Below are 25,963 nucleotides of genomic sequence, written 5' to 3'. Positions count from 1 at the left end.
GGTCACGCGGCTTCGCAGGGGGCGGCTCCTGGGAACCGAATGTTATGACTCTGCGTGTGATGAAGGGACCGGGAATGTTCTGGCCAGGTTTGCGGATGATGTTCGGACTATTCGGGAAAAGGCGTGCAGCTCCGGAGACGGAGGCCAAGGCGAAACGGGTCGTGGACGCGATGTGCGACATGTTCATGATCGCGCGCATGGATCCGGATGGGGTGATCCATTTCATCAACGCGAATTTCAGGGATGTCACCGGATATTCCGCGGAGGAGGCGCTGGGACAGAATTTCGGCTTCCTGATGCGCGGCAAGGACCGCGAGAGCCCGAAGACCCAGGCGCAATGGGACGATCTGCGCCGCGGCAAGGCGCTGACCTTCATCGGTCCGCTGCGGGCGAAATCCGGCGACGAGATATGGCTGAAAAAGACCTATGCGCCCCTGCTCGACGCCGAAGGAAACGTCGACGAGATCGTCTTCATCGCCCAGGACATCACCGAATTCCACCTGCGCCGCCGCGACAACCGCAGCAAGGTGGACGCGATTTCCCGCACCATGGCGGTGATCGAGTTCGAGCTCGACGGCACCATCGCCAATGCCAACCGGCATTTCCTCGATGCCACCGGCTACGGCCTGGAGGAAATCCGCGGCAAGCATCACCGCATCTTCATGCCGCCGGGCGAAGCGGAGAAGCCGGAATACAAGGCCTTCTGGAAGCGGCTGGGGGCCGGCGCCTCGGAAAGCGGCCAAGTCCGCCGGGTCGACAAGGCCGGCCACACGCTCTGGCTCGAGGCGACCTACGAGACGCTGGTCGATCCCGAGGGCCGCCCGTTCAAGGTGGTCAAATACGCGTTCGACATCACCCGGGCCAAGAACCGCGAGGCGGAGGTCTCTGCCCAGCTGGACGCGATCCAGCGGGTCCAGGCGGTGATCGAATTCGACAGCCAGGGCCGCATCCTCGCGGCCAACGATAAGTTCTGCAACGTGATGGGCTACGGGCTGGACCAGATCCGCGGCAAGCACCACTCGATGTTCGTCGAGCCGACCTATGCAAACAGTTCCGAATACAAGGAGTTCTGGGACAAGCTGCGCAGCGGCGAGGGCATGAGCGGGCGGTACCGTCGCATCGGCGAGGGCGGGCGCGAGGTCTTCATCGAGGCCAGCTACAACCCGATTCCCGACGCCGAGGGGAACATCGTCAAGGTCGTCAAATACGCGGTCGACACGACCAACTTCCAGGTCACGCTGCGCGAGACCGGCGACGCGCTGGCGCGGCTCGCCGAAGGCGACCTTCAGACGCGGATCGAGCGGAACCTGGGAAACCTCGACGAGATCCGCGAAAAATTCAACGGGGCGATCGGCAAGATCGATCTGGTCATCGCCGATGTCCTGGGCCAGTCGCTGGAACTTGTGGCGGATACGGCCGCGATCCGCGGCGCCAGCGACGATCTCTCGCGCCGGACCGAGCGCCAGGCGGCAACGCTGGAGCAAAGCGCGGCGGCGCTGGAAGAGCTCAACAACTCGGTCCACGGCACCTCGCAGCAGAGCCAGGAAGCCCGCGACCGGGCGCGGCTGGCCAAGGACGACACGCAGCGATCGGCGGCTGTTGTCCAGGACGCGATGGAGGCGATGGAAAGGATCGCGAATTCGTCGGAGAAGATCTCCAAGATCACCAATGTGATCGATGACATTTCCTTCCAGACCAACCTGCTGGCGCTGAATGCCGGGATCGAGGCCGCGCGGGCCGGCGAGGCAGGCCGCGGCTTCGCGGTCGTGGCCTCCGAAGTGCGGGCGCTGGCACAGCGCTCCTCGGACGCCGCGCAGGAAATCGCGCAGCTGATCTCGGAATCCGGCCTGCAGGTCCGGCAGGGCGTGGAGCTGGTCGGCCAGGCCGGAACGGCCCTGCGCGAGATCGACGGCAGGGTGAGCGAAATCCTGGACCTCAGCCTGGCGATCGCCTCCGCGGCGGAGGAGCAGGCCGGCGGGCTGAACGAGATGAACCGCGCCATCGCGGATCTGGATCGCGTCACCCAGCAGAATGCGGCGATGGCCGAGGAAACCAATGCTGCGGTTCACAGCCTCGGCACCAAGGTGGAGACGATGCAGCAGGAAGCGCACTACTTCAAGACGTCCTCCTCCGCCGAAAGCGGCTTCGGCGCGGCTCCGTCCCGGAGAATGGCGGGCTGAACGGCAGGGCGCGCGGTCCGGCGCTTGCGAGGGAAGGGGCTTCCGAACCGGAGCGACGGGAGCGACATCGGCGAAGCTTGGATGCGGATGCGCCGCGCGCTGCATGGAAAGTAGGTGGCGGTCTGCCGAGCTGATATCGCCATCCGGCGGATTGCCGGGTTGGCAACCACGGCGGTGGGCAGCACCCCTTTTGGACAGCGCCAGTCCCTGCTTCGGCATAACCTCCTGGTGCCGGAGACTCTACCCGGAACATCGGGGCCGGGACGCAGGTGCGACCTGCCTGCATGTATGGAGGCCGCCGTCTCAAATGTTTGAAAACCACCGTGCAGGCCGGAAACACGCTCATGGCAATAGTTTGCCCGGAAAGTCTCGGGGCATGCCACGGCCCGTTTGCCAAACGTGCTCCGGCGACCTTGGCTCGACAGCGAACTCGTCGCCGCCTTGCCTGCTGGCCGGTCCCGAAGTTGGCAGCCGACACATGGTCTGCGCAGCCGTCTTTCGGAACGTCAGTACAAGTTCGCCTGTGTGGGGCTGCCGTCGCAGAGATTGCTCCGGGGTGGGAGCGAACCTCCCACGGAGGGCGAAGAGAATGCCCCAAAGGTACCGCCTCAGGCCGCTTGGGCCGAAAAGCGAAGCGGGATGGCCCGCGCTGATGCCCGGACCCGGAGAGAGGACTCCGGCCCGGGCATCGGCGTATCAGAAGTCGAGGTTCTCGACGCTCAGCGCGTTCGACTGGATGAATTCCCGGCGCGGCTCGACCACGTCGCCCATCAGCTTGGTGAAGAGATCGTCCGCCTCGGCCAGGTCTTCGACACGCACCTGCAGCAGCGTCCGCGCCTCGGGATCGAGCGTGGTTTCCCAGAGCTGGTCGGGGTTCATTTCGCCCAGGCCCTTGTAGCGCTGCAGCGTCAGGCCGCGCTCGCCTTCGGCGAGGATGGCATTCAGCAAGTCAAGCGGCCCGTGGATCGGGATGCCCTTGTCGCGGCGCAGCAGCGTCGCGGCCGTCGCGTAGTTCTCCTGCAGCGCTCCGGTGAAGCTGCCGAGCCGCCGGGCTTCGCCCGAGCGCAGCACCGGACCGTCGAGGGTCCGGACCTCCTCGACCCCGCGCAGCAGCCGCGCCAGGCGGATGCCGTGATCCTGGGTCGGACGGCCCTGCCAGCCCTTCTCGTATTCCAGCGCGATCAGGTCGAGCCGGGCCGCGACCGAGTCGGCCAGCGCCTGCAGGTCGCCATCGGCCATGCCTGGCAGGAAGGCGCCGGCGATGGCCGCCTGCTCGAGGATATGGGCCGGGTAATGCGTCGGGAAGGCCTGCAGGATGCGGCGCACCTGGCGGGCCTCCTCGACCACGCGGGCCAGATCCGCACCGGTGATTTCCTCGCCGGAGCCGAGGCGCAGCGCGGCGCCGTCGATGCCCTGCTCGATCAGGTAGTCGTCGAGCGCGGCCTGGTCCTTCAGGTAGACCTCGGACTTGCCGCGGGCCACTTTGTAGAGCGGCGGCTGGGCGATGTAGAGATAGCCGCCGTCGATGATCTCGGGCATCTGCCGGAAAAAGAAGGTCAGGAGCAGCGTGCGGATATGCGCGCCGTCGACATCCGCGTCCGTCATGATGATGATCTTGTGGTAGCGCAGCTTGTCGATGTCGAACTCGTCGCGGCCGATGCCGGTGCCGAGCGCGGTGATCAGCGTGCCGATTTCCTGGCTGCCCAGCATCCGGTCGAAGCGCGCGCGCTCCACGTTCAGGATCTTGCCGCGCAGGGGCAGAACTGCCTGGTTGGCCCGGGCGCGGCCCTGCTTGGCCGAGCCGCCGGCGGAGTCGCCCTCGACCAGGAAAATTTCGCGCGCATGCGGGTCGCGCGCCTGGCAGTCGGCGAGCTTGCCGGGCAGCGAGGCCACGTCCAGCGCCGACTTCTTGCGGGTCAGCTCGCGCGCCCGGCGGGCCGCCTCGCGCGCCAGCGCCGCCTCGACGATCTTGCCGACGATGGTGCGCGCCTCTGCCGGGTGCTCGTCGAACCATTGGGTCAGGCGCTCGTTCATCAGCCCCTCGACCGCGGGGCGGACTTCGGAGCTGACCAGCTTGTCCTTGGTCTGGCTGGAGAATTTCGGGTCCGGCACCTTCACCGACAGAACGCAGGTCAGGCCCTCGCGCGCATCGTCGCCGGAGAAGGTGACCTTCTCCTTCTTCGCCAGGCCCGAGCTGTTCGCGTAGAGGTTCAGCGTCCGGGTCAGCGCGCCGCGGAAGCCCGCCATGTGGGTGCCGCCGTCGCGCTGCGGGATGTTGTTGGTGAAGGGCAGGACGGCCTCGTGATAGCCGTCATTCCACCACATCGCCACCTCGACGGTGATGCCGTCGCGCTCGCCGGTGATGAAGATCGGTTCGGCGATCAGCGGCGATTTCGAGCGGTCGAGATAGCGGACGAATTCCTGAACGCCGCCTTCGTAATGCAGCTCGCTTTCCAGCGGCTCGGCCGGGCGTTCGTCGCGCAGCACGATGCGGACGCCGGAATTCAGGAAGGCCAGCTCGCGCAGGCGGTTCTCCAGCGTCTTGAAGCTGTAGTCCAGGTTGGAGAAGGTCGAGGTCGAGGCCAGGAAGCGGACCTCGGTCCCCTTCTCGCCGGGGGCGTCGCCCACCACGCGCAGGTGTTCGACCGTCTCGCCGATCGCGAACTTGGCGTAGTGCTCCTTGCCGTCGCGCCAGATCCGCAGCTCCAGCCAGTCGCTGAGCGCGTTGACCACCGAGACGCCGACGCCGTGCAGGCCGCCCGAAACCTTGTAGCTGTTCTGGTCGAATTTCCCGCCCGCATGGAGCTGGGTCATGATCACCTCGGCGGCGGAAACGCCCTCTTCCTGGTGGATGTCCACCGGGATGCCGCGGCCGTTGTCGCGCACCGACACGCTGTTGTCGGCATGGATCGTCACCGTCACGCGGTCGGCATGGCCGGCCAGTGCCTCGTCGATGCCGTTATCGACCACCTCATAGACCATGTGATGCAGGCCCGAGCCGTCATCGGTATCACCGATATACATCCCGGGCCGTTTCCGCACGGCTTCCAACCCCTTGAGAACCTTGATCGATTCCGCACCGTATTCGGAGGGGGTCTGCACGTCTTCAGCCATTCACGCGGGTCCTTCTCAATCCTGCCATCTTATACGAAGCGGGCGCGCAAATGTCACGCATCCGGGGCATTTTTTCCTGTGGGCCTGTGGCCTTTCAGGTGAAGGGAATCACGCAGCCGACGAGGATCAGCAGCCCGCCGGCGATGCGGTTCATCCGGGTCAGGGCGGTGCCCGAACTCAGGAGCGCGCGCATGCGGTGGACGAAGGCGGCGAGGATCAGGTTGCCGACCAGCGGCACCGCCGCCGAAAGCGCGGTGATCGCCGCGATGTCCCACGGCGTCACGGCGGTCAGGTCGAAGAAGCCAGGCAGCACGCCCATGTAGAACAGGATCGCCTTCGGGTTGCCGAGGATCACCGCCACGCCCGCGGCGAAGCCCGCCCACATGCCGGGCCGGGTCAGGCGGCTGTCCTGTCCGATGCGGCGCCCGGCATGGCGGATCAGGCCGACCCCCATGATCCAGAAGATCACCGCCGCCACCCAGCGCAGCACCGACATGAAGTCGCCATAGGCGGAGACGATCCAGGAGACGCCGAGGATCGCCAGCAGCGGCCAGAGCACGTCGCCCATGACGACGCCCAGGGCCAGGGGCCAGGCCGAGGCGAAGCCGCCCGACAGGGCGCGCGCCAAGAGCGCCACCCAGACCGGGCCGGGCGTCATGAACAGGATGAAAAGCGCCCCGGCATAGAGCGCCAGATCGGCGATGGAGACGGTCATGCGGGCAGGGTCAGCGATCCGTCGTCGCCCAGCGGCCAGAACGGGTTCATCGCCAGTTCCCAGACATGCCCGTCGGGATCGGCGTAATAGCCCGAATAGCCGCCCCAGAATACCTTCTCGGGGGCTTTCAGCGCCGTCGCGCCCGCCTCCAGCGCCAGCGCATAGGCGGCATCCACCTCGGCTTCGGTGGCGAAGTTCTGTGCCAGCGTCATCGCGCCGGTGCCCAGCTCCGCTCCGGGGCGCCCCTGGTCCGCGGCCAGGTCCGACCGGCCGAACAACCCCAGGGCCGCGCCGTTCATCTGGTAGAAGGCGACGCCTTCCTGCTCCTGCGCGGGCACCCAGCCAAGCGCGGCGTAGAAGGCCTTGGCGCGGCCGAGGTCATCGACCCCGAGAGTGATCAGCGTCACGCGTTGCGGGGTCATGGCAAGGCCTCCACCAAGCTGGTTCCGTCCACTTCCTTCACCTCGAACCGCTGGGCGTCGATCTCGCCCGGGTCGAACAGCTCCGCTCCGGTGCCGGTCATCCAGGCCTGCGCGCCGAGCAGCTGCAGTTCCGCATAAAGCGCCGCGCGGCGGCCCTTGTCCAGATGCGCCGAGACCTCGTCGAGCATCAAGAGCGGCGGCGCCCCGGTTTCCGCCGCCAGCGCGCGGGCATTGGCGAGGATCAGCGACAGCAGCAGCGCCTTCTGCTCGCCGGTCGAGCTCTGCGCGGCGGCAACCCCCTTGGCGGCATAGACCGCCTGCAGGTCGGCGCGGTGCGGCCCGACCAGCGTCCGCCCGGCGCGCAGGTCGCGCGGGCGGCTGTCGCGCAGGGCAAGGCGCAGCTCGGCGGCAGCGGCCGGGCAGGGCGCGTCCTCCGGATCGGCGATGGCCAGCGCGGCCTTGGGGAAGGTGGCGTCGCCTTCCGCCTGGGCCGCCTCCAGCCGCGCCACGACCGCGGCGCGCGCGGCGATGATCGCGGCGCCGGCCTCGGCCATCTGCGCCTCCAGCGCCTCGTGCCAGTGCGGGTCGCGGATCTCGTCCTTCAGCAGCCGGTTGCGGTCGCGCATCGCCTTCTCGTAGGCCAGCACCGCCTCGGCATGGCCGGGCTCGAAGCTCAGCACCATCCGGTCGAGGAAGCGCCGCCGCCCCTCCGCCGCCTCGATCCAGAGCCGGTCCATCGCCGGGATCAGCCAGACCAGCCGCACGATCCGTCCCAGGGCGGTCTGCGTCGCCGCCTTGCCGTCGATCCGGACCTGCCGGCTCTGCCCGGGTTCCGCCCAGGTCTCGATCTCGTGCGTCCCCGACGGGCTTTCGACCTCGGCGCGGATCTTCCAGCCCAGGGCTTCGGGCCGCCGGATCAGCTCCTCCGCTGTGGCGCGGCGCAGCCCGCGGCCGGGCGAGAGCAGCGAGACCGCCTCGATCAGGTTGGTCTTGCCCGCCCCGTTCGGCCCGAACAGCGCGACCGGCCGCCCGTCATGCGCCAGGCGCGCGCGGCGGTGGGAACGGAAATGCGAGAGGGTCAGCGAGGTCACGCGAAGGGGCATGGGCGGGGCCTAGCGCGTTTCTCCGCCCAAGGGAAACCCTGACGCGGGCGGATATGGAAATGGCGGCGCGGCATGCCTATCTCAAGGGAAACATTGGAGACCGACACATGCCCTTGGCCCTGCCGCTTTCCCCGATCTTCTGGACGATCTTCCGCTATGCGCTGATCGCCGGGCTGGCCGCCGCCGCGGCGCGCCGGGCCGATCCGGTGCCGCGCGACCAGCGGGTCGAGGACATCCTCGACAACATGGACGAGGGCGTCACCATGCGCCGCGACGAAGAGACCACCCGCATGGCGGCCAAGATCGGCCGAACGCTGCGCTTCGGCCCGGGCGGTCCCGGCCTGAGCATGGAATTCGCCGGTCTCGGCCGGCTGAAGCTCCGCCGCCTGTGACCCGCGCCCTCCCTCTCCCCCGCGGGGAGAGGGCCGGGGTGAGGGGGCATCCGCCCCTTATTTCGTGCCGAACATCCGGTCGCCGGCATCGCCCAGGCCGGGACGGATATAGCCGTGGTCGTCCAGCCGCTCGTCGATTGCGGCGGTGTAGATCGGCACGTCCGGATGATCGCGGGTCAGGGTCTCGATCCCTTCCGGCGCGGCCAGAAGGCAGAGGAACTTCATGTTCTTCGCGCCGACTTCCTTCAGCCGCGTCAGGGCCGCGGAGGCCGAGTTCGCGGTGGCCAGCATCGGGTCGACGACAATGACCGGCCGGTCCTCGATGTCGGAGGGCACTTTCAGGTAGTACTCGACCGCCACCAGCGTCTCGGGATCGCGGTAGAGGCCGATATGGCCGACGCGGGCCTGCGGCACCAGATCGAGCACGCCTTCGAGCAGGCCGTTGCCCGCGCGCAGGATCGAGACCAGCACCAGCTTCTTGCCCTCGATCTGCGGCGCCATCATCGGCTCCATCGGGGTCTCGATGGCGGTCTTTTCCAGCGGCAGGTCGCGCATGACCTCGTAGGCCAGCAGATGGGCGATCTCGCGCAGGTTGCGGCGGAAATCGGCGGTCGGGGTCTCCTTCATCCGCATCTGGGTCAGCTTGTGCTGCACCAGCGGGTGGTCGACGACGGTGACATGATCGGTCATGCGGATGGCCTTTCGGGGGGTCTTCAACGATCTCAGAATACGGTGCCGGTGGACAGGATGGCGATGGGCGGCGTGCCGCCCGGGCGCTTCTGGCGGGCCAGGCGGCGGCCGGTGGCCCAGGTGCCGCCCTCCAGGACGGCGGCCAGCGGCAGCTCCTCCGCCGAGAGCTTCAGCCGCTTGCGCACCAGATCGGCCACCTTGTCGAGCAGCACGACGGTCAGCGCGCGCCATTCGACGATCAGCGGGCTCTCGGGCGCATGCGGCACGGCGGCCTCCTTGGGATGGCGCAGCGCGATCACGCCGGCATCGAGGAACAGCCCGCCGTTGCGGTACTCCGCCAGGCCGGTCAGCCGGTCGAGCCCGGTGACCGGAACGCCTGCGCGCTGCATCGGCTCGATCAGCGAATAGCTCAGCCACTGGCTGAGCTTGTGGAACGGCACCAGCCCCGGGGCGGGGGCCTGCGGATGCGCCCAGCAATCGCCCAGCGAGATGCCGTCGAGCTTCGGCCGGTCCTCCCCCCAGATCGGCGAGAGCGTCTCCAGGATCACCCCGAGGATGGTCTCCGCCTCAAGCCCGTCCTCGCCCGCGAGCCCCGCCAGGTGGTCGGCAATGTGGCCCAGCCGCGGTGCGTCGCCGAAGACGGCGGGCTGCGCCGCCACTGCCTTGCCGAGCGCGGCGATCAGCGAGGCGCGGCCCTCGAGGCCTTCCAGCGGGTTGTCCTCGGTCACCTGGAAGCCCCCGGCCAGCGCCTCCGCCGAGAAGGCGGCCAGCGCCGCGGCATCGGTGCCCGGCCCCTTGCCGCCGCTGAAGGCGCCCGCCATGAACATGTCGAGCGAGGCCAGCGCCAGCCCTTCGGAGCGGGCGAATTCCGCGCCGCTGTCGGGGTCCTTGTAGGTCCAGAGCGGACCCGCCCCGGCATCGAGCAGCACCGAAACGATCGCCAGCTCGCATTCCAGCCGGGCCCGCTCCTGCGCGGAGACGCCGAGCTTGGCGGCATGCTCTTCCCAGCGGTCGCGCCGGTCGAGCACGAAATGCCGCCAGCGCGAATGCGGCGGCACCGCGAGATCGGGATAGGTCTCGCGGATCGTCGCCACCACTTCGTCGGCGGCCTTCTCCAGCTTGTCCGGATGCAGCGTGAAGTGCTTCAGCTTGCCGGCCAGCCCCAGCTCGTAGAGCGCCCCGCATTGCACGCGGATCGCCTCCGCACCCATCAGCCAGTCCGCTGCCTTCGCAGCATCCGCTTCGGCAAGGTCAGTAGTCGTCAAGCCCGCGCCCCTTGGTCAATGTCAGATCCGACGGTTTGGAAACCGTGTCGTCCGTGTAGTAACCGGCGGCCTTCTTGGCGTCCATCTCCACCTGTGCGTCACCCGGGATCAGCTCGTCGGGGATCGGGATGCGCTCGCCCACGGTGATGCCGGCCTCGGCCAGCGCGTCGTACTTCATGTCCGACATCGACACGAAACGGTCGATATGGCTGATGCCGAGCCAGTGGAACACGTCGGGCATCAGGCTCTGGAACCGCATGTCCTGCACGCCCGCGACGCATTCGGTCTTCTCGAAATAGGCGGCGGCGGTGTCGCCGTCGGGGTTGCGCTTGCGGGCGTTGTAGACGAGGAACTTGGTCACCTCGCCGAGCGCGCGGCCTTCCTTGCGGTTGTAGACGATCAGCCCGGCGCCGCCCTCCTGGGCCTCCTTCACGCATTCCTCGATGCCGTGGGTCAGGTAGGGGCGGCAGGTGCAGATGTCCGATCCGAACACGTCCGAGCCGTTGCACTCGTCATGCACCCGGCAGGCCAGCCGCTTCTTCGGGTCCCACATCGCCGAAGGCTCGCCGAAGATGTAGAGCGTGATCGAGCCGATCGGCGGCAGGAAGACCTTCAGGTCCGAGCGCGTCACCAGTTCGGGGAACATGCCCCCCGTGTATTCGAAGAGCGCGCGGCGCAGGCTGACTTCGGTCACCTTCAGGCGGCGCGCGAGGCCGGGCAGGTACCAGACCGGCTCGATGGCGATCTTGGTGACGCTGGCTTCGCCGGTCCTGGTCAGTATCTCACCGTCGGGCACCAGCCGTCCGGAGGCGATCGCCTCCTTGAACTCGGGCAGCATAATCCGCGCCTTGGTGATGGCGATGGTCGGCTGGATCGGCCGGCCGGCCGCGATCTCGGCGCCGAAGGCATCCGCCACGATATGGCCGTAGGGGTCCATCGAGACGATCCGGTCCTCGCCCTCCCATTGCGGGAAGGGGCCTATATCGACCGAGGGCCGGGTATGGGTGAGGTCGGGGCGGTGCACCGATTTCAGCTGGCCGGTGGCGATGGCCAGCGCGCGGTAGACGCCGTAGGCGCCGGAATGGGTGCCGATCACGTTGCGCTGTCCGCCGGACATGCCGCCGATCACCGGGCCGCGCGCCTGCGCGCCCGGGGCGCCCCAATGGATTTCCGGCGGCTTGCGCGTCCCCGTCGGCGGGTGGGACGTCAGCGTGATATGCCTGGGATCGGACATTGGGCACTCCAATACGAAATTCAGACCCCGATGTAAGACCCTGCACCGGCCCCCGGTCAAGGACGGCGCATGTGCGCAGCCTGTGCCAAGCTGCGCCTGCGGCCGGAAATGCCGCCCGTTCCGGGGCTCCGGGATGCCGTGGCCGGTGCGGTCCCGGGGCCGGAGGGACGACGTTAACCTATGGTTTTCAACAATATGGCGCCATCTTTCCGCCCGACATGGCCATGGCCGGCGGGGTGCCGGGGGCGCCGCGGCGGCGCTTCCGGAAAAATTTTACCATGTGGTCAAAAAATGGGCTCGCCTGCCTGCCGTGCACCGTTCAGAAGATCTTGCCCGGGTTCATGATGTTCAGCGGGTCGATCCCCTGCTTGACCGCGCGCATCATGGCGAGCGCGCCGTCGCCCAGTTCCTTGCCGAGGTACTTCATCTTGCCCTGGCCGATGCCGTGCTCGCCGGTGCAGGTGCCGTCATGGGCGATGGCAAGGTCGTTGAGCCAGCCGACATACTCCTCGGCGCGGGCGCGGTTCTCCGGATCCTGCGGATCGACGAAGACCAGCGTGTGGAAGTTGCCGTCGCCGACATGGCCGATATTGGTGCCGATCAGCCCCAGCTCGTCCAGCCTGGCCCGCGATGCCGTCACGCATTCGGCGAGATGCGAGACCGGCACGCAGACATCCGTCGAGAAGCCGACGCGCCCGGGGAAGAGCCCCAGGGCGGCCAGGTAGAAATCGTGGCGGGCGCGCCATAGGCGGCTGCGCTCCTCGGGGTCGGTGCTCCAGGCGACTTCGGTCGCGCCGTTGTCGCGGGCAAGCTCGGCGAAGGCCTCGGTCTGCTCGGCCAGGCTGCCCGGTGAGCCGTGGAATTCCAGCAGCAGCAGCGGCGCGTCGGGCAGGCCGACATCGTGGCTGCGGTTGACGTAGCCCACCGCAGCCTCGTCGAGGAACTCCATCCGCGCGACCGGCAGGGCGAGCTGGATCACTTCCTGCGCGGTCTGGCAGGCGGCATCGATGCCGGGGAAGCTGGCAATCGCGCCCGAGACGGCCTCGGGCTGCGGCGCGAGGCGCAGGGTCAGCTCGGTGATGATGCCCAGCGTGCCTTCGGCGCCGACCATCAGCCGGGTCAGGTCGTAGCCGGCCGAAGATTTCCGCGCCCGCGACGCGGTGCGGACGACCTCGCCCGAGGGCAGCACCGCCTCCAGCGACAGCACCCGGTCGCGCATCGTGCCGTAGCGCACGGCCGTGGTGCCGGAGGCACGCGTCGAGGCCATGCCGCCGAGCGAGGCATTCGCGCCCGGGTCCACCGGGAAGAACAGGCCGGTGGCGCGCAGCTCGGTGTTGAGCTGTTCGCGGGTGACGCCGGGCTGGACGGTGACATCCATGTCCTCCGGGCGCAGCGACAGAACCTTGTCCATGCCCGAGACATCGACCGAGATGCCGCCCATCGGCGCGTTGACATGGCCTTCCAGGGAGGTGCCGGTGCCGAAGGGGATGACCGGGACACGGTGCGCGGCGCAGATCCTCACGATCTCTTGAACTTCCGCGGTGCTCTGCGCGAAGGCGACCGCATCGGGGATCTGGTTCTCCAGCCAGGTGGTGGTGTGGCCATGCTGCTCGCGGTGGGACAGCCCGGTCGCCAGCCGCTTGCCCAGAAGCGCCTGCAGGGCCCCGACGGCCGCGGTGATGCCGTCTTCGTTGCGAGTCATGAACATGGCCAGATCCTTTCCTGCCGTCACCCGCGCGGACATACGGGAAAGCCTGACTTTCTGCCAGTGCCCCGCCGCCTGCGACCGGTCCTCACCTTGCGCCGGGCGCGCGGAAGCGCCATTTGCACCCCAACGCAAAGGGAGAGTCCCATGACCAGTGCCGCCGTCCTGTTCGATCTCGACGGAACCCTCATCGACAGCGCGCCCGACCTCCATGCCGCCGCCAACCGGATGCTTGCGGACGAGGGCCGCGAAGCGCTTGCCTTCGAGATCATCCGCAGCTTCATCGGCAACGGCGTGCCGAAGCTGGTGGAGCGCATCATCGGCGTGACCGGCCTGAACATGGCGGACCATCCGCGCCTGACCGAGGCCTTCATGGCGCATTACAACGCCCATTCCACCGACCTGACCCGGCCCTATCCGGGGGTGGCAGACGCGCTGGCGCGGTTCCAGACCATGGGCTACGGGCTGGGCGTCGTGACCAACAAGCCCGAGGTTCCGGCGCGCGAGATCCTTTCCGATCTCGGCCTGTCGCACTTCTTCCCGGTGGTGATCGGCGGCGACAGCTTCCCCGAGAAGAAGCCCGACCCGACCGGGGTGCTCTCGGCGATGGATGCGCTGAAGGCCTCCGCCACCGTCTTCGTCGGCGACAGCGAGGTCGACAGCGAGACAGCCGGGCGCGCGGACCTGCCCTTCATCCTGTTCACGGAAGGCTACCGCAAGTCGCCGGTCTTCCAGATCCCGCACCAGGTGATGTTCGACCGCTTCGACAGCCTGCCCGCGCTGGTGGAACCGCTGGTCTCGTCGACCCGGCTGGTCTGACCCTGGGGCAGGGCGCGGGATTAACCGTTGAGCCCTGCCGACTTGCGCTCTAGGCTCCCCTGCAAGGGCCCCTGAGGAGAGGGCCGGGAGAGGGAGATCAACCATGACGTTTCTGCGCAGCGCCGCTTTCGCGGCCGCCGCGGCCTTTGCCGCTGTCCCCGCAGCCGCGGAGGAGGCCAGCTACATCCTTGCCACGGCCTCCACGGGCGGCACCTACTATCCGGTGGGGGTGGCGCTTTCGACGCTGATCAAGGTGAAGCTGGAGCCGGCCGAGAAGATCGGCATGTCGGCGATCAGCTCGGCCGGCTCCGCCGAGAACGTGCGGCTGCTGCGCGAGGGCGAGGCGGAATTCGCCATCCTGCAGGGCCTCTACGGCTATTACGCCGCCTCGGGCACCGGCCCCATGGAGGAAATCGGCCCGCAGGCGAACCTGCGCTCGGTGTCGATGCTGTGGCAGAACGTGGAGCAGTTCGTCGTCGCCTCCGACGTCGCCGCAACAGGCACGATGGCGGATTTCGCGGCGCTCAAGGGCGAGTCCGTCGCGCTGGGCGCGCAGAACTCGGGCACGATCGGCTCGAACCGCACGCTGCTGGCCGGTCTCGGCGTCGACATCGACAGCGAGTACAATCTGGTCTACGGTGGCTACGGCCCGGCGGCCGAGGCGCTGCAGAACGGCCAGGTCAAGGGGATCAGCACCCCGGCCGGCGTCCCGACCGGCGCGATCAGCCAGCTCTTCGCCTCGATGGGCGACAAGGTCACGCTGCTGGAATTCACCCCGGACGAGCTGAAGGCGGCCGATGGCGGCAAGGAGCTGTGGACGCCCTTCACCGTTAAGGCGGGCACCTATCCCGGGCTCGACCATGACGTGACCACCATCGCGCAGCCGAACTTCCTGGCGACCACGGCCGAGCTGCCCGAGGAAAACGTCTATCTCATCACCAAGGCGATCTACGAGAACCTGCCCTTCCTGCAGGCGATCCACCCGGCGACCAAGGCGATGGCGCTGGAACAGGCGATCGCGGGCCTGCCGCTGCCGCTGCATCCGGGCGCGGCGAAATACTACCAGGAAGTCGGCGTGAACATTCCCGACCGCCTGATCGCCAAGTGATCCCGGCGGCCCGTCCGGCAAGGGCGGGCCGTCCCCAGCCCTAGCCGGAAGCAGTCCCATGTCCGATCCCGAAGCGGGCGGCCCCGATCCGAGCTGGCGGCGGTTCTCCGCGCCGGTCGAGGCGGCGCTGTCCATCCTCTGCGTCCTGATCGCCCTGGGCCATATCTACGTGGCCTTCGATCCGGTCATCTCCGAATTCGCGCGCAACGCCTATCACTTCGCGGGCTTCGCCTTCCTTGCCGCGGTGCTGAAGCCCGCGGTGGCGCCGCTGGGCAAGCCGCGGTTCTGGCGGATCGTCGATTTCCTCTTCGGCCTCGCGACGGCAGCGGCGGCGGTGCATCTCGTCCTGGCCGAGGACGCGATCTATGCCCGCGGCGTCAAGCTGGAGCTGCTCGACTGGCTGTCCATCGCGATCTGCGTCTACGCGGCGGTGGAGCTGACCCGGCGGCTCACCGGCCTGATCATCCCGACCCTGATCGTGCTCTCGCTCAGCTACGTGCTGGCCTGGGGGCAGTGGATAGGCGGGGTCTTCTCCTTTCCCGGGCTCAGCCTGGAAACCGTCGCCTTCAGGTCGGTCTTCGGCGATGACGCGATGTTCGGCTCGATCGCGCGGATTTCCTCGACCTATGTCTTCCTCTTCATCCTGTTCGGCGCCTTCCTGATACGCTCGGGGGCGGGCGAATTCGTCATCAACCTCGCCCGCGCGGTGGCGGGCAAGATGACCGGCGGTCCGGGCATCGTCGCGGTGATTGCCTCCGGCCTGACCGGCACGATCAGCGGGTCCGCCATCGCCAACACCGCCTCTACCGGCGTGATCACGATTCCGCTGATGAAGCGCGCGGGCTTCGAGCCGAAATTCGCGGGCGGCGTGGAGGCCGCGGCCTCCACCGGTGGGCAGCTGATGCCGCCGATCATGGGGGCGGGAGCCTTCGTGATGGCAAGCTTCACCCAGATCCCCTACGAGCACATCGTGGCAGTCGCCGCGCTGCCGGCACTGCTCTATTTCCTGTCGGTCGCGCTGTTCATCCGGGTGGAGGCGCGGCGCCTGAACCTGCCGCCGCTGCCCTCGGACGGACAGACGCTGGGCTCGGCCTTCCGCCAGGGCGGCGCCAGCTTCGTGATCCCGATTGCGCTGCTGATCGGCATGCTGGTCGCGGGCTTCACGCCAACCTACGCCGCCGTCTTCGGCATCATCGCGGTGGTCGCCTCGAGCTGGCTCACCCGCACGCCGATGGGTCCGAAGGCCGTGTGGGAGGCGCTGGTCCAGGGCACCCGCGGCATGGTGATGACCGCCGTGCTGCTGTGTTCGGTCGGGCTGGTGGTCAACGTCATCACCACTGCAGGCGTCGGCAATACCTTCAGCCTGATGATCGCGGGCTGGGCGGGCGGCAACATCATCGTCGCCATCATCCTGATCGGGCTGGCGAGCCTCGTGCTCGGCATGGGGCTGCCGGTGACGGCGGCCTATATCGTGCTGGCGACGCTCTCGGCGCCGGCACTGGCCGGAATGATCTCCGACCGCTTCGTGATCGACGCCATCGCCAGCGGCGCGCTGCCCGAGGCGGCCAAGCCGATCCTGATGCTCGCCAATCCCGAGGCGATGATGCAGCTCGCCCAAGGCCTCACCCGCGCCGAGGCGGCCGATCTGGTGCATTCGCTGCCGCTGGAGATCGCAGCCCCCCTGCGCGACATGGTGGTGCCGCCCGAGGTGGCCCTGGCCGGACTTCTCTCGGCGCACATGATCATCTTCTGGCTCAGCCAGGACAGCAACGTCACCCCGCCGGTGGCGCTGGCGGCCTTCACCGCCGCGGCCATCGCCAAGGCGCCCGCGATGGGCACGGGCTTCGCCAGCTGGAAGCTGGCCAAGGGGCTCTATATCGTGCCGGTGCTCTTCGCCTACACGCCGCTGCTGTCCGGCGACTGGGGCGAGATGGTCCGGGTGGCGGTCTTCGCGGTCTTCGGCCTCTACGGGCTGGTCGGCTTCCTGCAGGGCGGGCTGGAAAGCCCGATCCGCTGGCCGCTCAGGATCGTCTCCGGGGCGCTGGGGCTGCTCTGCCTCTGGCCGCTGCCGATCCTGTGGCATGCTGCCGGGGCGGCCGGGGTGGTCGCCCTGACGGTCTGGACGCGGCGGGGCGGGCTCACGCCGCCTTCACCTGCTCCCGGCCATGGGGCGCATTGAAGTCGATCTCGGGGCCGGTCGAGAGGATGCGGTGCGGGTTCACCGTCTCGTGGCTGATGTAGTAGTGCCGCCGCGTGTGGTCCATGTTGACCGTCTCCGCGATGCCCGGCCACTGGTAGAGCTCGCGCGTGTAGCCCCATAGGTTGGGGTAGTCGGCGATCCGGCGGCGGTCGCATTTGAAATGGCCGTGATAGACGGGGTCGAAGCGCAGCAGCGTGGTGAACAGCCGCCAGTCGGCCTCGGTCACCTTCGATCCCGTCAGGTAGCGGCGGGTCGACAGCCGCTCCTCCAGCCAGTCGAGCGTCTCGAAGAGCGGGTCGACCGCTGCGTCATAGGCCTCCTGCGTGGTGGCGAAGCCGCATTTGTAGACGCCGTTGTTGACCGTGTCGTAGATGCGCGCGTTCAGCGCGTCGATCTGCTCGGCGAGGCAGGAGGGGTAGTAGTCGCCCCTTGCCGCGCCCGCCCCGTCGAAGGCGGAGTTGAACATCCGGATGATCTCGGCGCTCTCGTTCGAGACGATGGTGTTCCGCTTCTTGTCCCAGAGGATCGGCACGGTCACCCGGCCGGAATACTGCGGGTCGGCCTTAAGGTAGATCTGGTAGGCATAGTCGAAGCCGAAGAGGCCGTCCCCGGGGATGCCGTCGCCCGGATCATCGAAGGTCCAGCCGTGGTCGCCCATGAACCAGTTCACGTAGGAGACGGAGATCATGTCCTCCAGCCCCTTCAGCGCGCGGAAGATCAGCGTGCGGTGGGCCCAGGGGCAGGCATAGGCAACATAGAGATGGTAGCGGCCCGGCTCCGCCTCGAAGCCTGGCTTGCCGGACGGGCCGGCCGCGCCGTCGGGCGTGATCCAGTTGCGGAACTGAGCTTCCGAGCGTTCGAACTTCCCGCCGGTCTTTCCGGTGTCGTACCATTGGTCCTTCCAGACCCCGTCCACGAGCAGTCCCATTGCGCTGTCCTTTCCGATTCTCCCATGAGTGGAAAATGGCGGTTCTGCGCGATGGTTCCACCTCTGCCCGTGCACAGGGCCTGTGCGTGCTGCTCAGTCCTTGGCCAGGCGGTGGTAGAAATGGGTGAAGGCGGCCGCGCCGATGATCGGCACGATCAGGTTCAGCAGCGGCACGGTCAGCGGAATCGCCATCAGCCCGCCGAGGATCCAGATCTGGCCCGCGTATTTCCTGCGCATCTGCTTCGCCCCGGCCGCCCCCAGCCGCCGCATCGCGACCAGCTGGAAATATTCCCGGCCCAGGAGGAAGCCGTTCAGCGCCCAGAAGATGAACGGCGCGAAGGGGATGAAGAACAGGTATAGAATGAAGGCCGCGATGTTGGCCAGGATCATCACGCCGAGGAAGCTGAACGTGTCGCCCAGCGTGTCCAGGAACGGGGTGGGGCGGACATCGGGCAGGTGGGGATAGTGCTTCAGCTCCACCGCATCCGCGACCTGGTCGAGGAACATGCCGGTGAAGGCCGAGGCGACCGGCATCATCAGGAAGCTCGACAGGAACATCGCGCCCAGCACCGAGGCGCCCGAGGCGATGTCGTTGATCCAGCCGATCTGGCCGATCCAGGGGAGGGTCACCGTGTCCGGCACCGCCCAGGCGACGATCCAGGCGGTGGCGACGTAGAACAGGAACAGCAGCCCGACGGTGATGCCGAGGCCGAGGAACAGCACCTTGCGGAAGCGCGGATCGCCGATCTGGCCGAGCGCGCGGGAAATGTCGCGGATCATGCCTTCACCCATGTGGTGATGGCATTCACGTCCGGGCGATGGCGGTCGGGCGGCGTGGCGGTCTCGGTGCCGATATGCACGATCCCGGCGATCCGCTCGTCCTCGGCCAGGTCATAGGCCTCCTTGCGGAACTGTGCGTCATGGCTCGACCAGCCCGACAGCCAGTTCGCCCCCCAGCCGATCGCCAGCGCCGCGTTCAGCAGGCCGAGGCAGACCGCGCCCGCGGTGTATTGCTGCTCGACCAGCGGGATCTTCGGGCTTTCCTTCGGCACGAAGATCACCGCGACGGCGAAATTCCCGGCGTCATAGACCAGCTTCTGCTTGGCGATCTCCTCGGGCGTCTTGCCCATGCGCGCGCCGGTGGCCTCGATCAGCCCGGAGATGCGCTCCAGCGCGGGCCGCTCGAGGACGATGAAGCGGAACGGCTCCAGCGCGCCGTGGTCCGGCACGCGCGACGCGGCGGTCAGCATCGGACCCAGCTCGTCGGGGGTCGGGACCGGAAGGGTCAGGGTCTTCGACGGGCGCGAACGCCGGGTCAGCAGGAAGTCGAGAACGTCGGGGCGTGCGGCATTCACATCGGGTCTCCTTGATCTTTGCGCACTAGGTCGGCGCTTTGCCCGCCGGGGTCAAGGGCGGGCGGGGCTTGCGCGGCGAGGTGCGGCAGGGCAGGAGGGAGCCATGGAGACAGGCGACACGATCACCGTCAAGGTCACGCCCAAGGCCTCCCGCGCCCGGATCGCCGAAGGCGCGGAAGGGGGGCTGCATGTCTATGTCACCGTCGCGCCCGAGAACGGCAGGGCCAATGCCGAGGTCCAGAAGGCCCTGGCCAAGCATCTGGGCCTGCCCAAGACCGCGCTGAAGCTGATCCGGGGCGAGAAGAGCCGCGAGAAGACCTTCCAGCGGGTCTGAGGCTATTTCTTCTTCTCGACGATGCGGTACATGCCCTCGGGCAGGTCGAGCGCGGCCCGCAGATCGGAGATCTGCGCCATGGACAGCGTGATCAGGTTCTCCTGCCGGCGCACCGGATCGTACTGGGAAATGGTCACGCAATCGTCGAGCGCGCTGACGATGACGTCTTCCTGCAGGTGCGTCTGGCCCTCGTCGACGAGGGTGACCACGGTGGCGTCGAAATCGTGCTCGATGGTGAACATGGGAAAGCCTCCGGTTTGACCCGTTCAGGCTAGCGCGCGCCGGTCCCGCTGGCCAGCCGCTTGCGGCGCAGGTGGCGGCGGTAGACGGTGGGCGCGATGACGCGGCCATAGAGCAGCTCCGCCGCCTGCCGCAGCGCCGGCCGCAGCACGGCCCGGCCGAGCCAGCGCCAGCCGGGCAGCTGGGACCAGAGCGCGGCCAGCGCGGGCACGCCCTCCAGCAGCACGCCGTCCTTCAGCACGTGGATCTGCCGCGCGGCGCGGTCCTCGTCCAGCCCCAGCCGGGCCAGGTCGCAGGCATTGAGGTCCTCGAAGCGGATGGGGAGGGCCCCGGTGCGGGCGGCGCGGGCATGCAGTCCGATCCCGGCGGCGCAGGCCGGGCAATCGCCGTTGTAGATCACGGTTGCGGGGTCGGAATGCCCGGACATGGCGCCAGACTAGACATTCCCGCCGATGGATCAACCATGAGCGGAGCGCGGCTTGTCTGGGCGCGGGCGCGCCGCTAGATATTGCGATGGCTGGTTGAGGAGACATGCATGAGCCTGGGAAGATCGGCGGTCCTGTCAATGCTGCTCGGCGCGGTGGTGGCCGTCCAGGGCTGCACCGTCGCGGTCGCGCCGCAGTCGTCCGGCAGCACGCGGGTGCCGCAGGCCAAGACGGAATCGGGGACACCGGCCCCGGCGCCTGCCACCAAGAATTTCGCCACGATCGTCGCCCGGGTGGAGCCGGTGGCCGAGCAGGTCTGCCGCTCGACGCCGGGCACGCGCAACTGCGACTACCGCATCGTGCTGGACCGCGATCCCTCGAAGCCCGCCAACGCCTACCAGACGCTGCTGGACAGCGGCCAGCCGATGCTGGTGGTGAACCAGACGCTGATCGACGACCTGAAGAATGCCGACGAGATCGCCTTCGTGATCTCGCACGAGGCGGCGCACCACATCGAGGACCACATCCCGCGCCAGCAGAGCAGCACCGAGGCGGCGGCCATCGCGGCCGGTCTTGCCGCGGCGGCGCTGGGCGGGAATTCGGCGGTGATCGCCAATGCGCAGCAGATCGGCGCCTTTGCCGGGTCGCGCGCCTATTCCAAGGATTACGAGCTGGAGGCCGACAGCCTCGGCGCCCAGATCGCCTATTATGCGGGCTACGACCCGGTGGTGGGGATCGGCTATTTTACCCGCGCCCGCGACCCGGGCGACCAGTTCCTGGGCACACATCCGCCGAATGCCGAGCGGATCAAGGAGGTGAAAGATACGATGGCGCGGCTGGAGCGGCAGCAGTAGGCCGGCCGCGCCGCTGCCTCAGCCGGGACCACAGCCCGGCGAGGCTGACGGCCAGGTAGAAGATCTGGATCATCACCGAGCCGAGGTTGAAATCCATCGTCAGGCTGGCCAGCACGGCCAGCGCGGCGAGTCCGTTGAGCGCGTAGAACAGGGGGCTGTCGCCGGTGACCCGGCCGATGCTGATCCAGACATAGGCCAGCGCGTAGAGCGCGAAGCCCGCGACCCCCAGAAGCTCCGCCGCTCCTGCACGTTCCAGCATGTCCATCCGGTCCCCCCCTCTTGTGGCCGGCATGGCGGGACGCCCCACGCATGCGCCGATGCTGGGCGGAACGTTACCTAGGGGAAAGTCTGGATTCCGTGCCAATTCGCACAGACTGCGGAATACCCGACCCGGGCGCGCCGGGCCGGGCCGGGATCAGGCGAGGCGGCCCCAGAGGTCGTATTCCCCGGCCTCGTCCACCTCGACCGCGACGATGTCGCCGGGCTTCAGGTCCTCGAAGCCCTCGTCGATGAACAGGTTTCCGTCGATCTCCGGCGCGTCGGCCATGGTGCGGCAGGTCGCGGCCTCGCTGTCCACCTCGTCGACGATGACCTGGAGGACCTTGCCGACCTTGGCCTCCAGCTTCGCCTCGGAGATCGCCTGCGCCTTCTCCATGAAGCGGTCCCAGCGCTCCTGCTTGACCTCGTCCGGCACGTGGTCCGGCAGGTCGTTGGCGCGGGCGCCCTTGACGTTCTCGTACTGGAAGCAGCCCACGCGATCGAGCTGCGCCTCGTCCATCCAGTCCAGCAGGTGCTGGAATTCGTCCTCGGTCTCGCCCGGATAGCCGACGATGAAGGTGGAGCGCAGAACCAGGTCGGGGCAGGCGGCGCGCCAGGCGGCAATTTCCTCGAGCGTCTTCGAGGCCGCGGCGGGCCGTGCCATGCGCTTCAGCGTGTCCGGGTGGGCGTGCTGGAACGGGATGTCCAGATAGGGCAGGATGCCGCCTTCGGCCATCATCGGCACCAGCTCGCGGACATGCGGATAGGGATAGACGTAATGCATCCGCACCCATGCCCCGAGCGTGCCCAGGTCGCGCGCCAGATCGAGGATCGGCGCCTTGGACGGCCGGTCGGCCCAGTCGGTGCCGTAGGCCGAGGTGTCCTGGCTGATCACCAGCAGCTCGCGCACGCCTGCCTCGACCAGCTTCTCGGCCTCGCGCATCACCGCCTTGTGCGGCCGCGACGCTAGCCGCCCCCGCATGTCGGGAATGATGCAGAACTTGCACTTGTGGTTGCAGCCCTCGGAAATCTTCAGGTAGCTGTAATGCCGCGGCGTCAGGCTGACCCCGCTGGCGGGCAGCAGGTCGATGAAGGGATCTGGCGCGGGCGGCACCGCGCCGTGCACGGCGTCCAGCACCTGCTCGTACTGATGCGGCCCGGTCACGGCCAGCACCTTGGGATGCACGCCGGTGATGTATTCGGGTTCCGCGCCGAGGCAGCCGGTGACGATTACCTTGCCGTTCTCGCGCAGCGCTTCGCCGATCGCTTCCAGGCTTTCCGCCTTGGCGCTGTCGAGGAAGCCGCAGGTGTTGACGATCACCGCCTCCGCGCCCTGGTAGTCGGGCGAGATCGCGTAGCCTTCGGCGCGCAGGCGCGTCAGGATGCGTTCGCTGTCGACCAGCGCCTTGGGGCAGCCGAGGGAGACCATGCCGATGGTCGGCTGGCCGGGGCGGGCGGGCTCGTCGAACCGGCCTTTCGGCGCGAGATCCGGGCGGAGATTCGGAGGATTCTGGGACATGATGCTGCGTCTAGCCGACGCAGGGCGCCAAGGAAAGACGGCTGCGCATCTGCCGCCGCCCTAGCTGTCGCCGCCGTCGGGTCCGGCGCCGGGCTTGCGCAGGCGGGCGGCGATGTTCTGTACCGCGGCCACCACCAGCCAGACCAGCAGCGCGGTGACCACCGTCAGGAAGGTCTGGCCCCCGGCGGTGGTCGGGCCGACCCAGGTGGTCAGCAGGATCCCGCAGATTATCCCGAGGACGCCGCCGAAGCCGAGCTTGAACAGGCCTGCCATGGCTATTCCAATCCGATCGCGACGAGGAAGCCCGGCCCGTAGGAATCCGCCCATTGGCGCAGCAGGGTGCGGACCCGCTCCAGCTTGAAGCCTCCGGACAGCGTGGCGGGGTCCTGTTCGACCTTGTGCTTCCAGTCCTCCATGATGGCGCGGGCCTGGTCGTAGGTGGTGACGCGCGACAGGTCGAGCCGCAGCACGATGACGTCGTTGCGCCCGAAGGTGTCGGAGGGCGACCAGGCGATCAGGTAGGGGCCGATCCCGCTGTCGCGGAACCCGGCCCTCTGCGCGGCGTCGATGGCCAGCGCGCTGCCGATCAGGTCGTAATGCAGCAACCCCTGGGTGCATTTCTCGTCGATGCTCATGTCCGGGCTGCCATTGAGCATCTGGCTGACCTCGGTGCTTTCGACCGGCCAGACCGTCAGGAACTGGCGCGACGGCGGCAGCCGTGTGCTGCCGGCATCGGGCAGCGAGGCGAAGAACGCCTGGCAGATCATCCGCAGCCGGTCGATGTCGAATTCCGTCGCCAGCGACTTGAAGGCCAGCACGCCGTAGCCGCCGTACCCCTCGGGCGGGGTCTCGTGCGGGCCGAGGAAGGAGCGGGTGGGCAGCAGCCTGCCGCAGCCCGATCCGTAGGGCGCGCAGGGGCTGACCGAGCGGGGCGCCGACCATTCCGGCAGGCGGATGCCGAGCTCGGGGATCGTGGCGGCGGTGCCCGGCGGGATGCCGCCCTGCCAGGACATCTGCGGCGTCCCGCCGGAGGAGGCCTGCGTTGCCGGGGCATCGGGCCCGCAGGCAGGCGCGGCGGAGGCCTGCAGCTGTTCGTAGAGGCTTTCGGTCAGCGCGCCCTCGGCTTCGGGCGCGCCGGTGCGGCGCAGGAACTCGTCCAGCGCCTTGCGGCTCTTGGGCCCCCAGATCCCGTCGAGCTTGCCGCCGTAGCATCCGAGCCGCCGCAATTCGGCCTGCAGCCGCACCGGCAGGGCCTGCGGGGCCACGGGCCGGGGGACGGGGGCGGCAGCATCGATCGGTGCGCCGGACGCGCCTGCGCCGCTCTGCGCCTGTCCCGGCTGGATGCAGAGCAACAGCGGGAGAACGAGCCCCAGGAGGGCGCGGTGGCGCTGCAGCTTCCGGCGCGTGCGTGACGTCGCGTAGCTCATGGGTCCGAGTGTGCCGCAAGTGCCGGCAATATCAAGGCTGAAATTCCCTAGCGGCAAGTTCGGACACTCCTAAGCGCTGCCGAGGAAAAACCGTCTTGCCGCTGCGGTGAGCCGGACGCAGGGTCAGCATCGCTGCCCTGTCTGCCAAGGAGCGCCGCATGACCAGCATTCCCGCCGCCGCCGAGCTTGCCCGCAACGTCGCCACGCCCTTCGAGCGGGCCGAAGCCATGCCGGTGTCAGTCTATACCTCGCCCGATTTCCTCGCGCGGGAGCAGTCCGAGATCTTCGCCAAGAGCTGGATCTGCGCGGGACGCGGCGATGCCCTGGCGGCGCAGGGCGACTACCTGACGCTGGAGATCGCGGGCGAGCCGCTGATCGTCCTGCGCGACGGGGACGGCCGGCTGCGGGCGATGTCGAATGTCTGCCGCCACCGCATGTCGCTGCTGCTGGAAGGCCGCGGCAACGTGCGGACGATCACCTGCCCCTACCACGCCTGGACCTACAATCTGGACGGTTCGCTGCGCGGCGCGCCCGCAATGGAGCGCAATGGCAGCTTCTGCAAGTCGGACACGCGGCTGCCGGAAATCCGGGCAGAGGAATGGAAGGGCTGGATCCTGCTGGCGCTCGACCCCGGCCTGCCGCCGCCGGAAGAGGTTCTGGGCGGGCTCGACGGGCTGGTCGGCTATCTCGGCATGGAGAATTACACCGAGACCTTCCGCGAGGAGCACCGCTGGAACACCAACTGGAAGATCCTCGCCGAGAACTTCATGGAGAGCTACCACCTGCCGATGTGCCATTCCGGCACGATCGGCGGCGCCTCGAAACTGTCCGAAATGGTCTGCCCCGAGGGGTTCCCGGGCTTCAACTACCACCACATCCTGAAGGACGGGCGCGTGCCGCTGGCGCTGGCGCACCCGTCAAACGCGGTGCTCGAGGGCGATGACCGGCGGCGGACCTGGCTGCTGGCGCTCTACCCGTCGCTGCTGATCACGCTGACGCCCGGCTATTTCTGGTACCTGTCGCTGATGCCCGACGGGCCGGACCACGTGAAGATCCTGTTCGGCGGCGGGCTGTCGCCGGATTTCATGGCCGATCCGGAGGCCGAGGCGCATTTCGCGGCGCTGAAGACGCTGCTCGACGAGGTGAACGACGAGGACCGCGGCTGCACCGAGCGGGTCTGGAAGGGGCTGCAGAGCCGGTTCGCCCGCCCGGGCGCGCTGTCCCATCTGGAGCGGCCGAACTACGAATTCGCCCGCTGGATCTCGGAGCGGATCCCCGGCTAGAGCGTTTCGGCTTGAACCTGAATCACGTCAGGCACCTTTGCCATCTGCCCGCCGGACGCGTTTTCGGCAGCAGATTGAAGAAGGGTTGAGCGGGCCCGCGCCGGGGTTGCGTCTGAAAGTGTCGCCTGCGACGGGCGCGCGTTGGGCGCGTCAGGTGAGGAAAAGGGGCCAGGCGGAACCCGCTCCTCAGGGACCGCCGTGCGGCGGGGGAAGGTTGGCCCCGCATCAGGCTTTCCTTGAGGTGCTGATCGCCCAAGACCCCGGCATCGCGCTCTTCGAGCTGCGCGATGCGTGTCAGTCGGCTCTGAAAGGGGGCTCTGACTCAATTTTGATGCAGGCCGCGCATTCGGGGCACCTATCTTTCTGACGTAAGTTCAGGAGGATAAGCGAGAT

At 68.2% G+C, this 25,963-nt stretch carries 25 protein-coding genes; 8 read left to right on the top strand and 17 right to left on the bottom strand.

The window, feature by feature from the left end:
* The first annotated feature begins 95 nt into the window (after positions 1-95).
* Positions 96-2,180 (top strand): PAS domain-containing methyl-accepting chemotaxis protein, encoded by a 2,085-nt coding sequence (locus HCC78_RS22825; RefSeq protein WP_172331097.1) that lies wholly within the window; start codon positions 96-98, stop codon positions 2,178-2,180.
* A gap of 696 nt (positions 2,181-2,876) precedes the next feature.
* On the opposite strand, the gene gyrB is transcribed toward HCC78_RS22825, so the two are convergent.
* The 4 genes from gyrB to recF all read right to left on the bottom strand — a co-directional run bounded on the left by gyrB (position 2,877) and on the right by recF (position 7,534).
* Entirely contained in the window at positions 2,877-5,294 is a 2,418-nt protein-coding gene (gene gyrB, locus HCC78_RS22820) for a DNA topoisomerase (ATP-hydrolyzing) subunit B (protein WP_172331096.1), read from the bottom strand.
* Between the two features lie 94 nt (positions 5,295-5,388).
* Positions 5,389-6,009, bottom strand: coding sequence for a LysE family translocator (locus tag HCC78_RS22815; protein ID WP_172331095.1), 621 nt, complete (start codon positions 6,007-6,009; stop codon positions 5,389-5,391).
* Complete coding sequence (locus HCC78_RS22810; RefSeq protein ID WP_172331094.1) at positions 6,006-6,431, bottom strand: VOC family protein; 426 nt, start codon at positions 6,429-6,431, stop codon at positions 6,006-6,008. Before HCC78_RS22810 ends, HCC78_RS22815 begins: the two co-directional genes overlap by 4 nt.
* Complete coding sequence (gene recF, locus HCC78_RS22805) at positions 6,428-7,534, bottom strand: DNA replication/repair protein RecF (RefSeq protein WP_172331093.1); 1,107 nt, start codon at positions 7,532-7,534, stop codon at positions 6,428-6,430. The genes HCC78_RS22810 and recF overlap by 4 nt, the downstream gene beginning before the upstream one ends.
* Positions 7,535-7,641: 107 nt before the next feature.
* Here recF and HCC78_RS22800 point away from each other — a divergent pair, with 107 nt between their 5' ends.
* The gene (locus tag HCC78_RS22800; protein WP_172331092.1) at positions 7,642-7,926 is read left to right on the top strand and encodes a hypothetical protein; all 285 of its coding nucleotides are present in this window, start codon (positions 7,642-7,644) and stop codon (positions 7,924-7,926) included.
* Between the two features lie 57 nt (positions 7,927-7,983).
* On the opposite strand, the gene upp is transcribed toward HCC78_RS22800, so the two are convergent.
* The 4 genes from upp to HCC78_RS22780 form a co-directional block, all read right to left on the bottom strand.
* Positions 7,984-8,616 carry a uracil phosphoribosyltransferase gene (gene upp / locus HCC78_RS22795; RefSeq protein ID WP_172331091.1) on the bottom strand — a complete coding sequence of 211 codons (633 nt, stop codon included), beginning with the start codon at positions 8,614-8,616 and terminating at the stop codon, positions 7,984-7,986.
* 32 nt (positions 8,617-8,648) lie between these two features.
* The gene (locus tag HCC78_RS22790) at positions 8,649-9,881 is read right to left on the bottom strand and encodes a DUF1688 family protein (protein ID WP_216671264.1); all 1,233 of its coding nucleotides are present in this window, start codon (positions 9,879-9,881) and stop codon (positions 8,649-8,651) included.
* Positions 9,868-11,115, bottom strand: coding sequence for a GTP cyclohydrolase II (locus HCC78_RS22785; protein ID WP_172331090.1), 1,248 nt, complete (start codon positions 11,113-11,115; stop codon positions 9,868-9,870). The genes HCC78_RS22790 and HCC78_RS22785 overlap by 14 nt, the downstream gene beginning before the upstream one ends.
* Before the next feature lie 319 nt (positions 11,116-11,434).
* Positions 11,435-12,823 carry an FAD-linked oxidase C-terminal domain-containing protein gene (locus tag HCC78_RS22780; RefSeq protein WP_172331089.1) on the bottom strand — a complete coding sequence of 463 codons (1,389 nt, stop codon included), beginning with the start codon at positions 12,821-12,823 and terminating at the stop codon, positions 11,435-11,437.
* A 144-nt stretch (positions 12,824-12,967) separates the two neighbouring features.
* On the opposite strand from HCC78_RS22780, the gene gph reads away from it, so the two are divergent.
* The 3 genes from gph (at position 12,968) to HCC78_RS22765 (ending at position 16,926) form a co-directional block, all read left to right on the top strand.
* On the top strand, positions 12,968-13,639 hold the full coding sequence (gph, locus tag HCC78_RS22775; RefSeq protein WP_172331088.1) for a phosphoglycolate phosphatase: 672 nt from the start codon (positions 12,968-12,970) through the stop codon (positions 13,637-13,639).
* A 103-nt stretch (positions 13,640-13,742) separates the two neighbouring features.
* On the top strand, positions 13,743-14,747 hold the full coding sequence (locus tag HCC78_RS22770; RefSeq protein ID WP_172331087.1) for a TAXI family TRAP transporter solute-binding subunit: 1,005 nt from the start codon (positions 13,743-13,745) through the stop codon (positions 14,745-14,747).
* Positions 14,748-14,805: 58 nt separating this feature from the next.
* Positions 14,806-16,926, top strand: coding sequence for a TRAP transporter fused permease subunit (locus HCC78_RS22765; protein ID WP_172331086.1), 2,121 nt, complete (start codon positions 14,806-14,808; stop codon positions 16,924-16,926).
* Here HCC78_RS22765 and HCC78_RS22760 read toward each other — a convergent pair.
* The 3 genes from HCC78_RS22760 to HCC78_RS22750 form a co-directional block, all read right to left on the bottom strand.
* Positions 16,886-17,875, bottom strand: coding sequence for a glutathione S-transferase family protein (locus HCC78_RS22760; protein ID WP_172331085.1), 990 nt, complete (start codon positions 17,873-17,875; stop codon positions 16,886-16,888). The two genes, HCC78_RS22765 and HCC78_RS22760, sit on opposite strands and share 41 nt — an antisense overlap.
* A gap of 93 nt (positions 17,876-17,968) precedes the next feature.
* Complete coding sequence (locus HCC78_RS22755; protein WP_172331084.1) at positions 17,969-18,655, bottom strand: EI24 domain-containing protein; 687 nt, start codon at positions 18,653-18,655, stop codon at positions 17,969-17,971.
* Positions 18,652-19,230 (bottom strand): nitroreductase, encoded by a 579-nt coding sequence (locus tag HCC78_RS22750; protein WP_371743912.1) that lies wholly within the window; start codon positions 19,228-19,230, stop codon positions 18,652-18,654. Before HCC78_RS22750 ends, HCC78_RS22755 begins: the two co-directional genes overlap by 4 nt.
* A gap of 103 nt (positions 19,231-19,333) precedes the next feature.
* Here HCC78_RS22750 and HCC78_RS22745 point away from each other — a divergent pair, with 103 nt between their 5' ends.
* On the top strand, positions 19,334-19,564 hold the full coding sequence (locus tag HCC78_RS22745; protein WP_172331083.1) for a DUF167 domain-containing protein: 231 nt from the start codon (positions 19,334-19,336) through the stop codon (positions 19,562-19,564).
* Positions 19,565-19,566: 2 nt separating this feature from the next.
* Here HCC78_RS22745 and HCC78_RS22740 read toward each other — a convergent pair whose 3' ends face one another.
* Complete coding sequence (locus HCC78_RS22740; RefSeq protein ID WP_172331082.1) at positions 19,567-19,806, bottom strand: hypothetical protein; 240 nt, start codon at positions 19,804-19,806, stop codon at positions 19,567-19,569.
* A gap of 29 nt (positions 19,807-19,835) precedes the next feature.
* Positions 19,836-20,231 carry a thiol-disulfide oxidoreductase DCC family protein gene (locus tag HCC78_RS22735; protein WP_172331081.1) on the bottom strand — a complete coding sequence of 132 codons (396 nt, stop codon included), beginning with the start codon at positions 20,229-20,231 and terminating at the stop codon, positions 19,836-19,838.
* 108 nt (positions 20,232-20,339) lie between these two features.
* On the opposite strand from HCC78_RS22735, the gene HCC78_RS22730 reads away from it, so the two are divergent.
* Positions 20,340-21,083 (top strand): M48 family metallopeptidase, encoded by a 744-nt coding sequence (locus HCC78_RS22730; protein WP_172331080.1) that lies wholly within the window; start codon positions 20,340-20,342, stop codon positions 21,081-21,083.
* On the opposite strand, the gene HCC78_RS22725 is transcribed toward HCC78_RS22730, so the two are convergent.
* From HCC78_RS22725 to HCC78_RS22710, 4 genes are all read right to left on the bottom strand, one after another.
* Positions 21,037-21,342, bottom strand: a complete 306-nt coding sequence (locus HCC78_RS22725) for a hypothetical protein (RefSeq protein WP_172331079.1) — start codon at positions 21,340-21,342, stop codon at positions 21,037-21,039. The genes HCC78_RS22730 and HCC78_RS22725 overlap by 47 nt on opposite strands.
* Before the next feature lie 156 nt (positions 21,343-21,498).
* Positions 21,499-22,860, bottom strand: coding sequence for a 30S ribosomal protein S12 methylthiotransferase RimO (gene rimO, locus HCC78_RS22720; protein ID WP_172331078.1), 1,362 nt, complete (start codon positions 22,858-22,860; stop codon positions 21,499-21,501).
* Between the two features lie 60 nt (positions 22,861-22,920).
* The gene (locus HCC78_RS22715) at positions 22,921-23,133 is read right to left on the bottom strand and encodes a hypothetical protein (protein ID WP_172331077.1); all 213 of its coding nucleotides are present in this window, start codon (positions 23,131-23,133) and stop codon (positions 22,921-22,923) included.
* A gap of 2 nt (positions 23,134-23,135) precedes the next feature.
* On the bottom strand, positions 23,136-24,287 hold the full coding sequence (locus HCC78_RS22710; protein WP_172331076.1) for a peptidoglycan-binding protein: 1,152 nt from the start codon (positions 24,285-24,287) through the stop codon (positions 23,136-23,138).
* Positions 24,288-24,445: 158 nt separating this feature from the next.
* On the opposite strand from HCC78_RS22710, the gene HCC78_RS22705 reads away from it, so the two are divergent.
* The gene (locus tag HCC78_RS22705; RefSeq protein ID WP_172331075.1) at positions 24,446-25,570 is read left to right on the top strand and encodes an aromatic ring-hydroxylating dioxygenase subunit alpha; all 1,125 of its coding nucleotides are present in this window, start codon (positions 24,446-24,448) and stop codon (positions 25,568-25,570) included.
* Positions 25,571-25,963 lie beyond the last annotated feature (393 nt).

Source organism: Mangrovicoccus sp. HB161399 (genome assembly GCF_013184745.1).
GTDB lineage: Bacteria > Pseudomonadota > Alphaproteobacteria > Rhodobacterales > Rhodobacteraceae > Mangrovicoccus.
The sequence above is the reverse complement of the archived record's forward strand: the minus strand, read 5'-3'. Positions and strand labels throughout refer to the sequence as shown.

Excerpts from the sequence above, each read along its gene's own strand:
- HCC78_RS22825 (WP_172331097.1), top strand. The coding sequence starts at position 96 with ATGATGTTCGGACTATTCGGGAAAAGGCGTGCAGCTCCGGAGACGGAG.
- gyrB (WP_172331096.1), bottom strand. The coding sequence starts at position 5,294 with ATGGCTGAAGACGTGCAGACCCCCTCCGAATACGGTGCGGAATCGATC.
- HCC78_RS22815 (WP_172331095.1), bottom strand. The coding sequence starts at position 6,009 with ATGACCGTCTCCATCGCCGATCTGGCGCTCTATGCCGGGGCGCTTTTC.
- HCC78_RS22810 (WP_172331094.1), bottom strand. The coding sequence starts at position 6,431 with ATGACCCCGCAACGCGTGACGCTGATCACTCTCGGGGTCGATGACCTC.
- recF (WP_172331093.1), bottom strand. The coding sequence starts at position 7,534 with ATGCCCCTTCGCGTGACCTCGCTGACCCTCTCGCATTTCCGTTCCCAC.
- HCC78_RS22800 (WP_172331092.1), top strand. The coding sequence starts at position 7,642 with ATGCCCTTGGCCCTGCCGCTTTCCCCGATCTTCTGGACGATCTTCCGC.
- upp (WP_172331091.1), bottom strand. The coding sequence starts at position 8,616 with ATGACCGATCATGTCACCGTCGTCGACCACCCGCTGGTGCAGCACAAG.
- HCC78_RS22785 (WP_172331090.1), bottom strand. The coding sequence starts at position 11,115 with ATGTCCGATCCCAGGCATATCACGCTGACGTCCCACCCGCCGACGGGG.
- HCC78_RS22780 (WP_172331089.1), bottom strand. The coding sequence starts at position 12,823 with ATGTTCATGACTCGCAACGAAGACGGCATCACCGCGGCCGTCGGGGCC.
- gph (WP_172331088.1), top strand. The coding sequence starts at position 12,968 with ATGACCAGTGCCGCCGTCCTGTTCGATCTCGACGGAACCCTCATCGAC.
- HCC78_RS22770 (WP_172331087.1), top strand. The coding sequence starts at position 13,743 with ATGACGTTTCTGCGCAGCGCCGCTTTCGCGGCCGCCGCGGCCTTTGCC.
- HCC78_RS22765 (WP_172331086.1), top strand. The coding sequence starts at position 14,806 with ATGTCCGATCCCGAAGCGGGCGGCCCCGATCCGAGCTGGCGGCGGTTC.
- HCC78_RS22760 (WP_172331085.1), bottom strand. The coding sequence starts at position 17,875 with ATGGGACTGCTCGTGGACGGGGTCTGGAAGGACCAATGGTACGACACC.
- HCC78_RS22755 (WP_172331084.1), bottom strand. The coding sequence starts at position 18,655 with ATGATCCGCGACATTTCCCGCGCGCTCGGCCAGATCGGCGATCCGCGC.
- HCC78_RS22745 (WP_172331083.1), top strand. The coding sequence starts at position 19,334 with ATGGAGACAGGCGACACGATCACCGTCAAGGTCACGCCCAAGGCCTCC.
- HCC78_RS22740 (WP_172331082.1), bottom strand. The coding sequence starts at position 19,806 with ATGTTCACCATCGAGCACGATTTCGACGCCACCGTGGTCACCCTCGTC.
- HCC78_RS22735 (WP_172331081.1), bottom strand. The coding sequence starts at position 20,231 with ATGTCCGGGCATTCCGACCCCGCAACCGTGATCTACAACGGCGATTGC.
- HCC78_RS22730 (WP_172331080.1), top strand. The coding sequence starts at position 20,340 with ATGAGCCTGGGAAGATCGGCGGTCCTGTCAATGCTGCTCGGCGCGGTG.
- HCC78_RS22725 (WP_172331079.1), bottom strand. The coding sequence starts at position 21,342 with ATGCTGGAACGTGCAGGAGCGGCGGAGCTTCTGGGGGTCGCGGGCTTC.
- rimO (WP_172331078.1), bottom strand. The coding sequence starts at position 22,860 with ATGTCCCAGAATCCTCCGAATCTCCGCCCGGATCTCGCGCCGAAAGGC.
- HCC78_RS22715 (WP_172331077.1), bottom strand. The coding sequence starts at position 23,133 with ATGGCAGGCCTGTTCAAGCTCGGCTTCGGCGGCGTCCTCGGGATAATC.
- HCC78_RS22710 (WP_172331076.1), bottom strand. The coding sequence starts at position 24,287 with ATGAGCTACGCGACGTCACGCACGCGCCGGAAGCTGCAGCGCCACCGC.
- HCC78_RS22705 (WP_172331075.1), top strand. The coding sequence starts at position 24,446 with ATGACCAGCATTCCCGCCGCCGCCGAGCTTGCCCGCAACGTCGCCACG.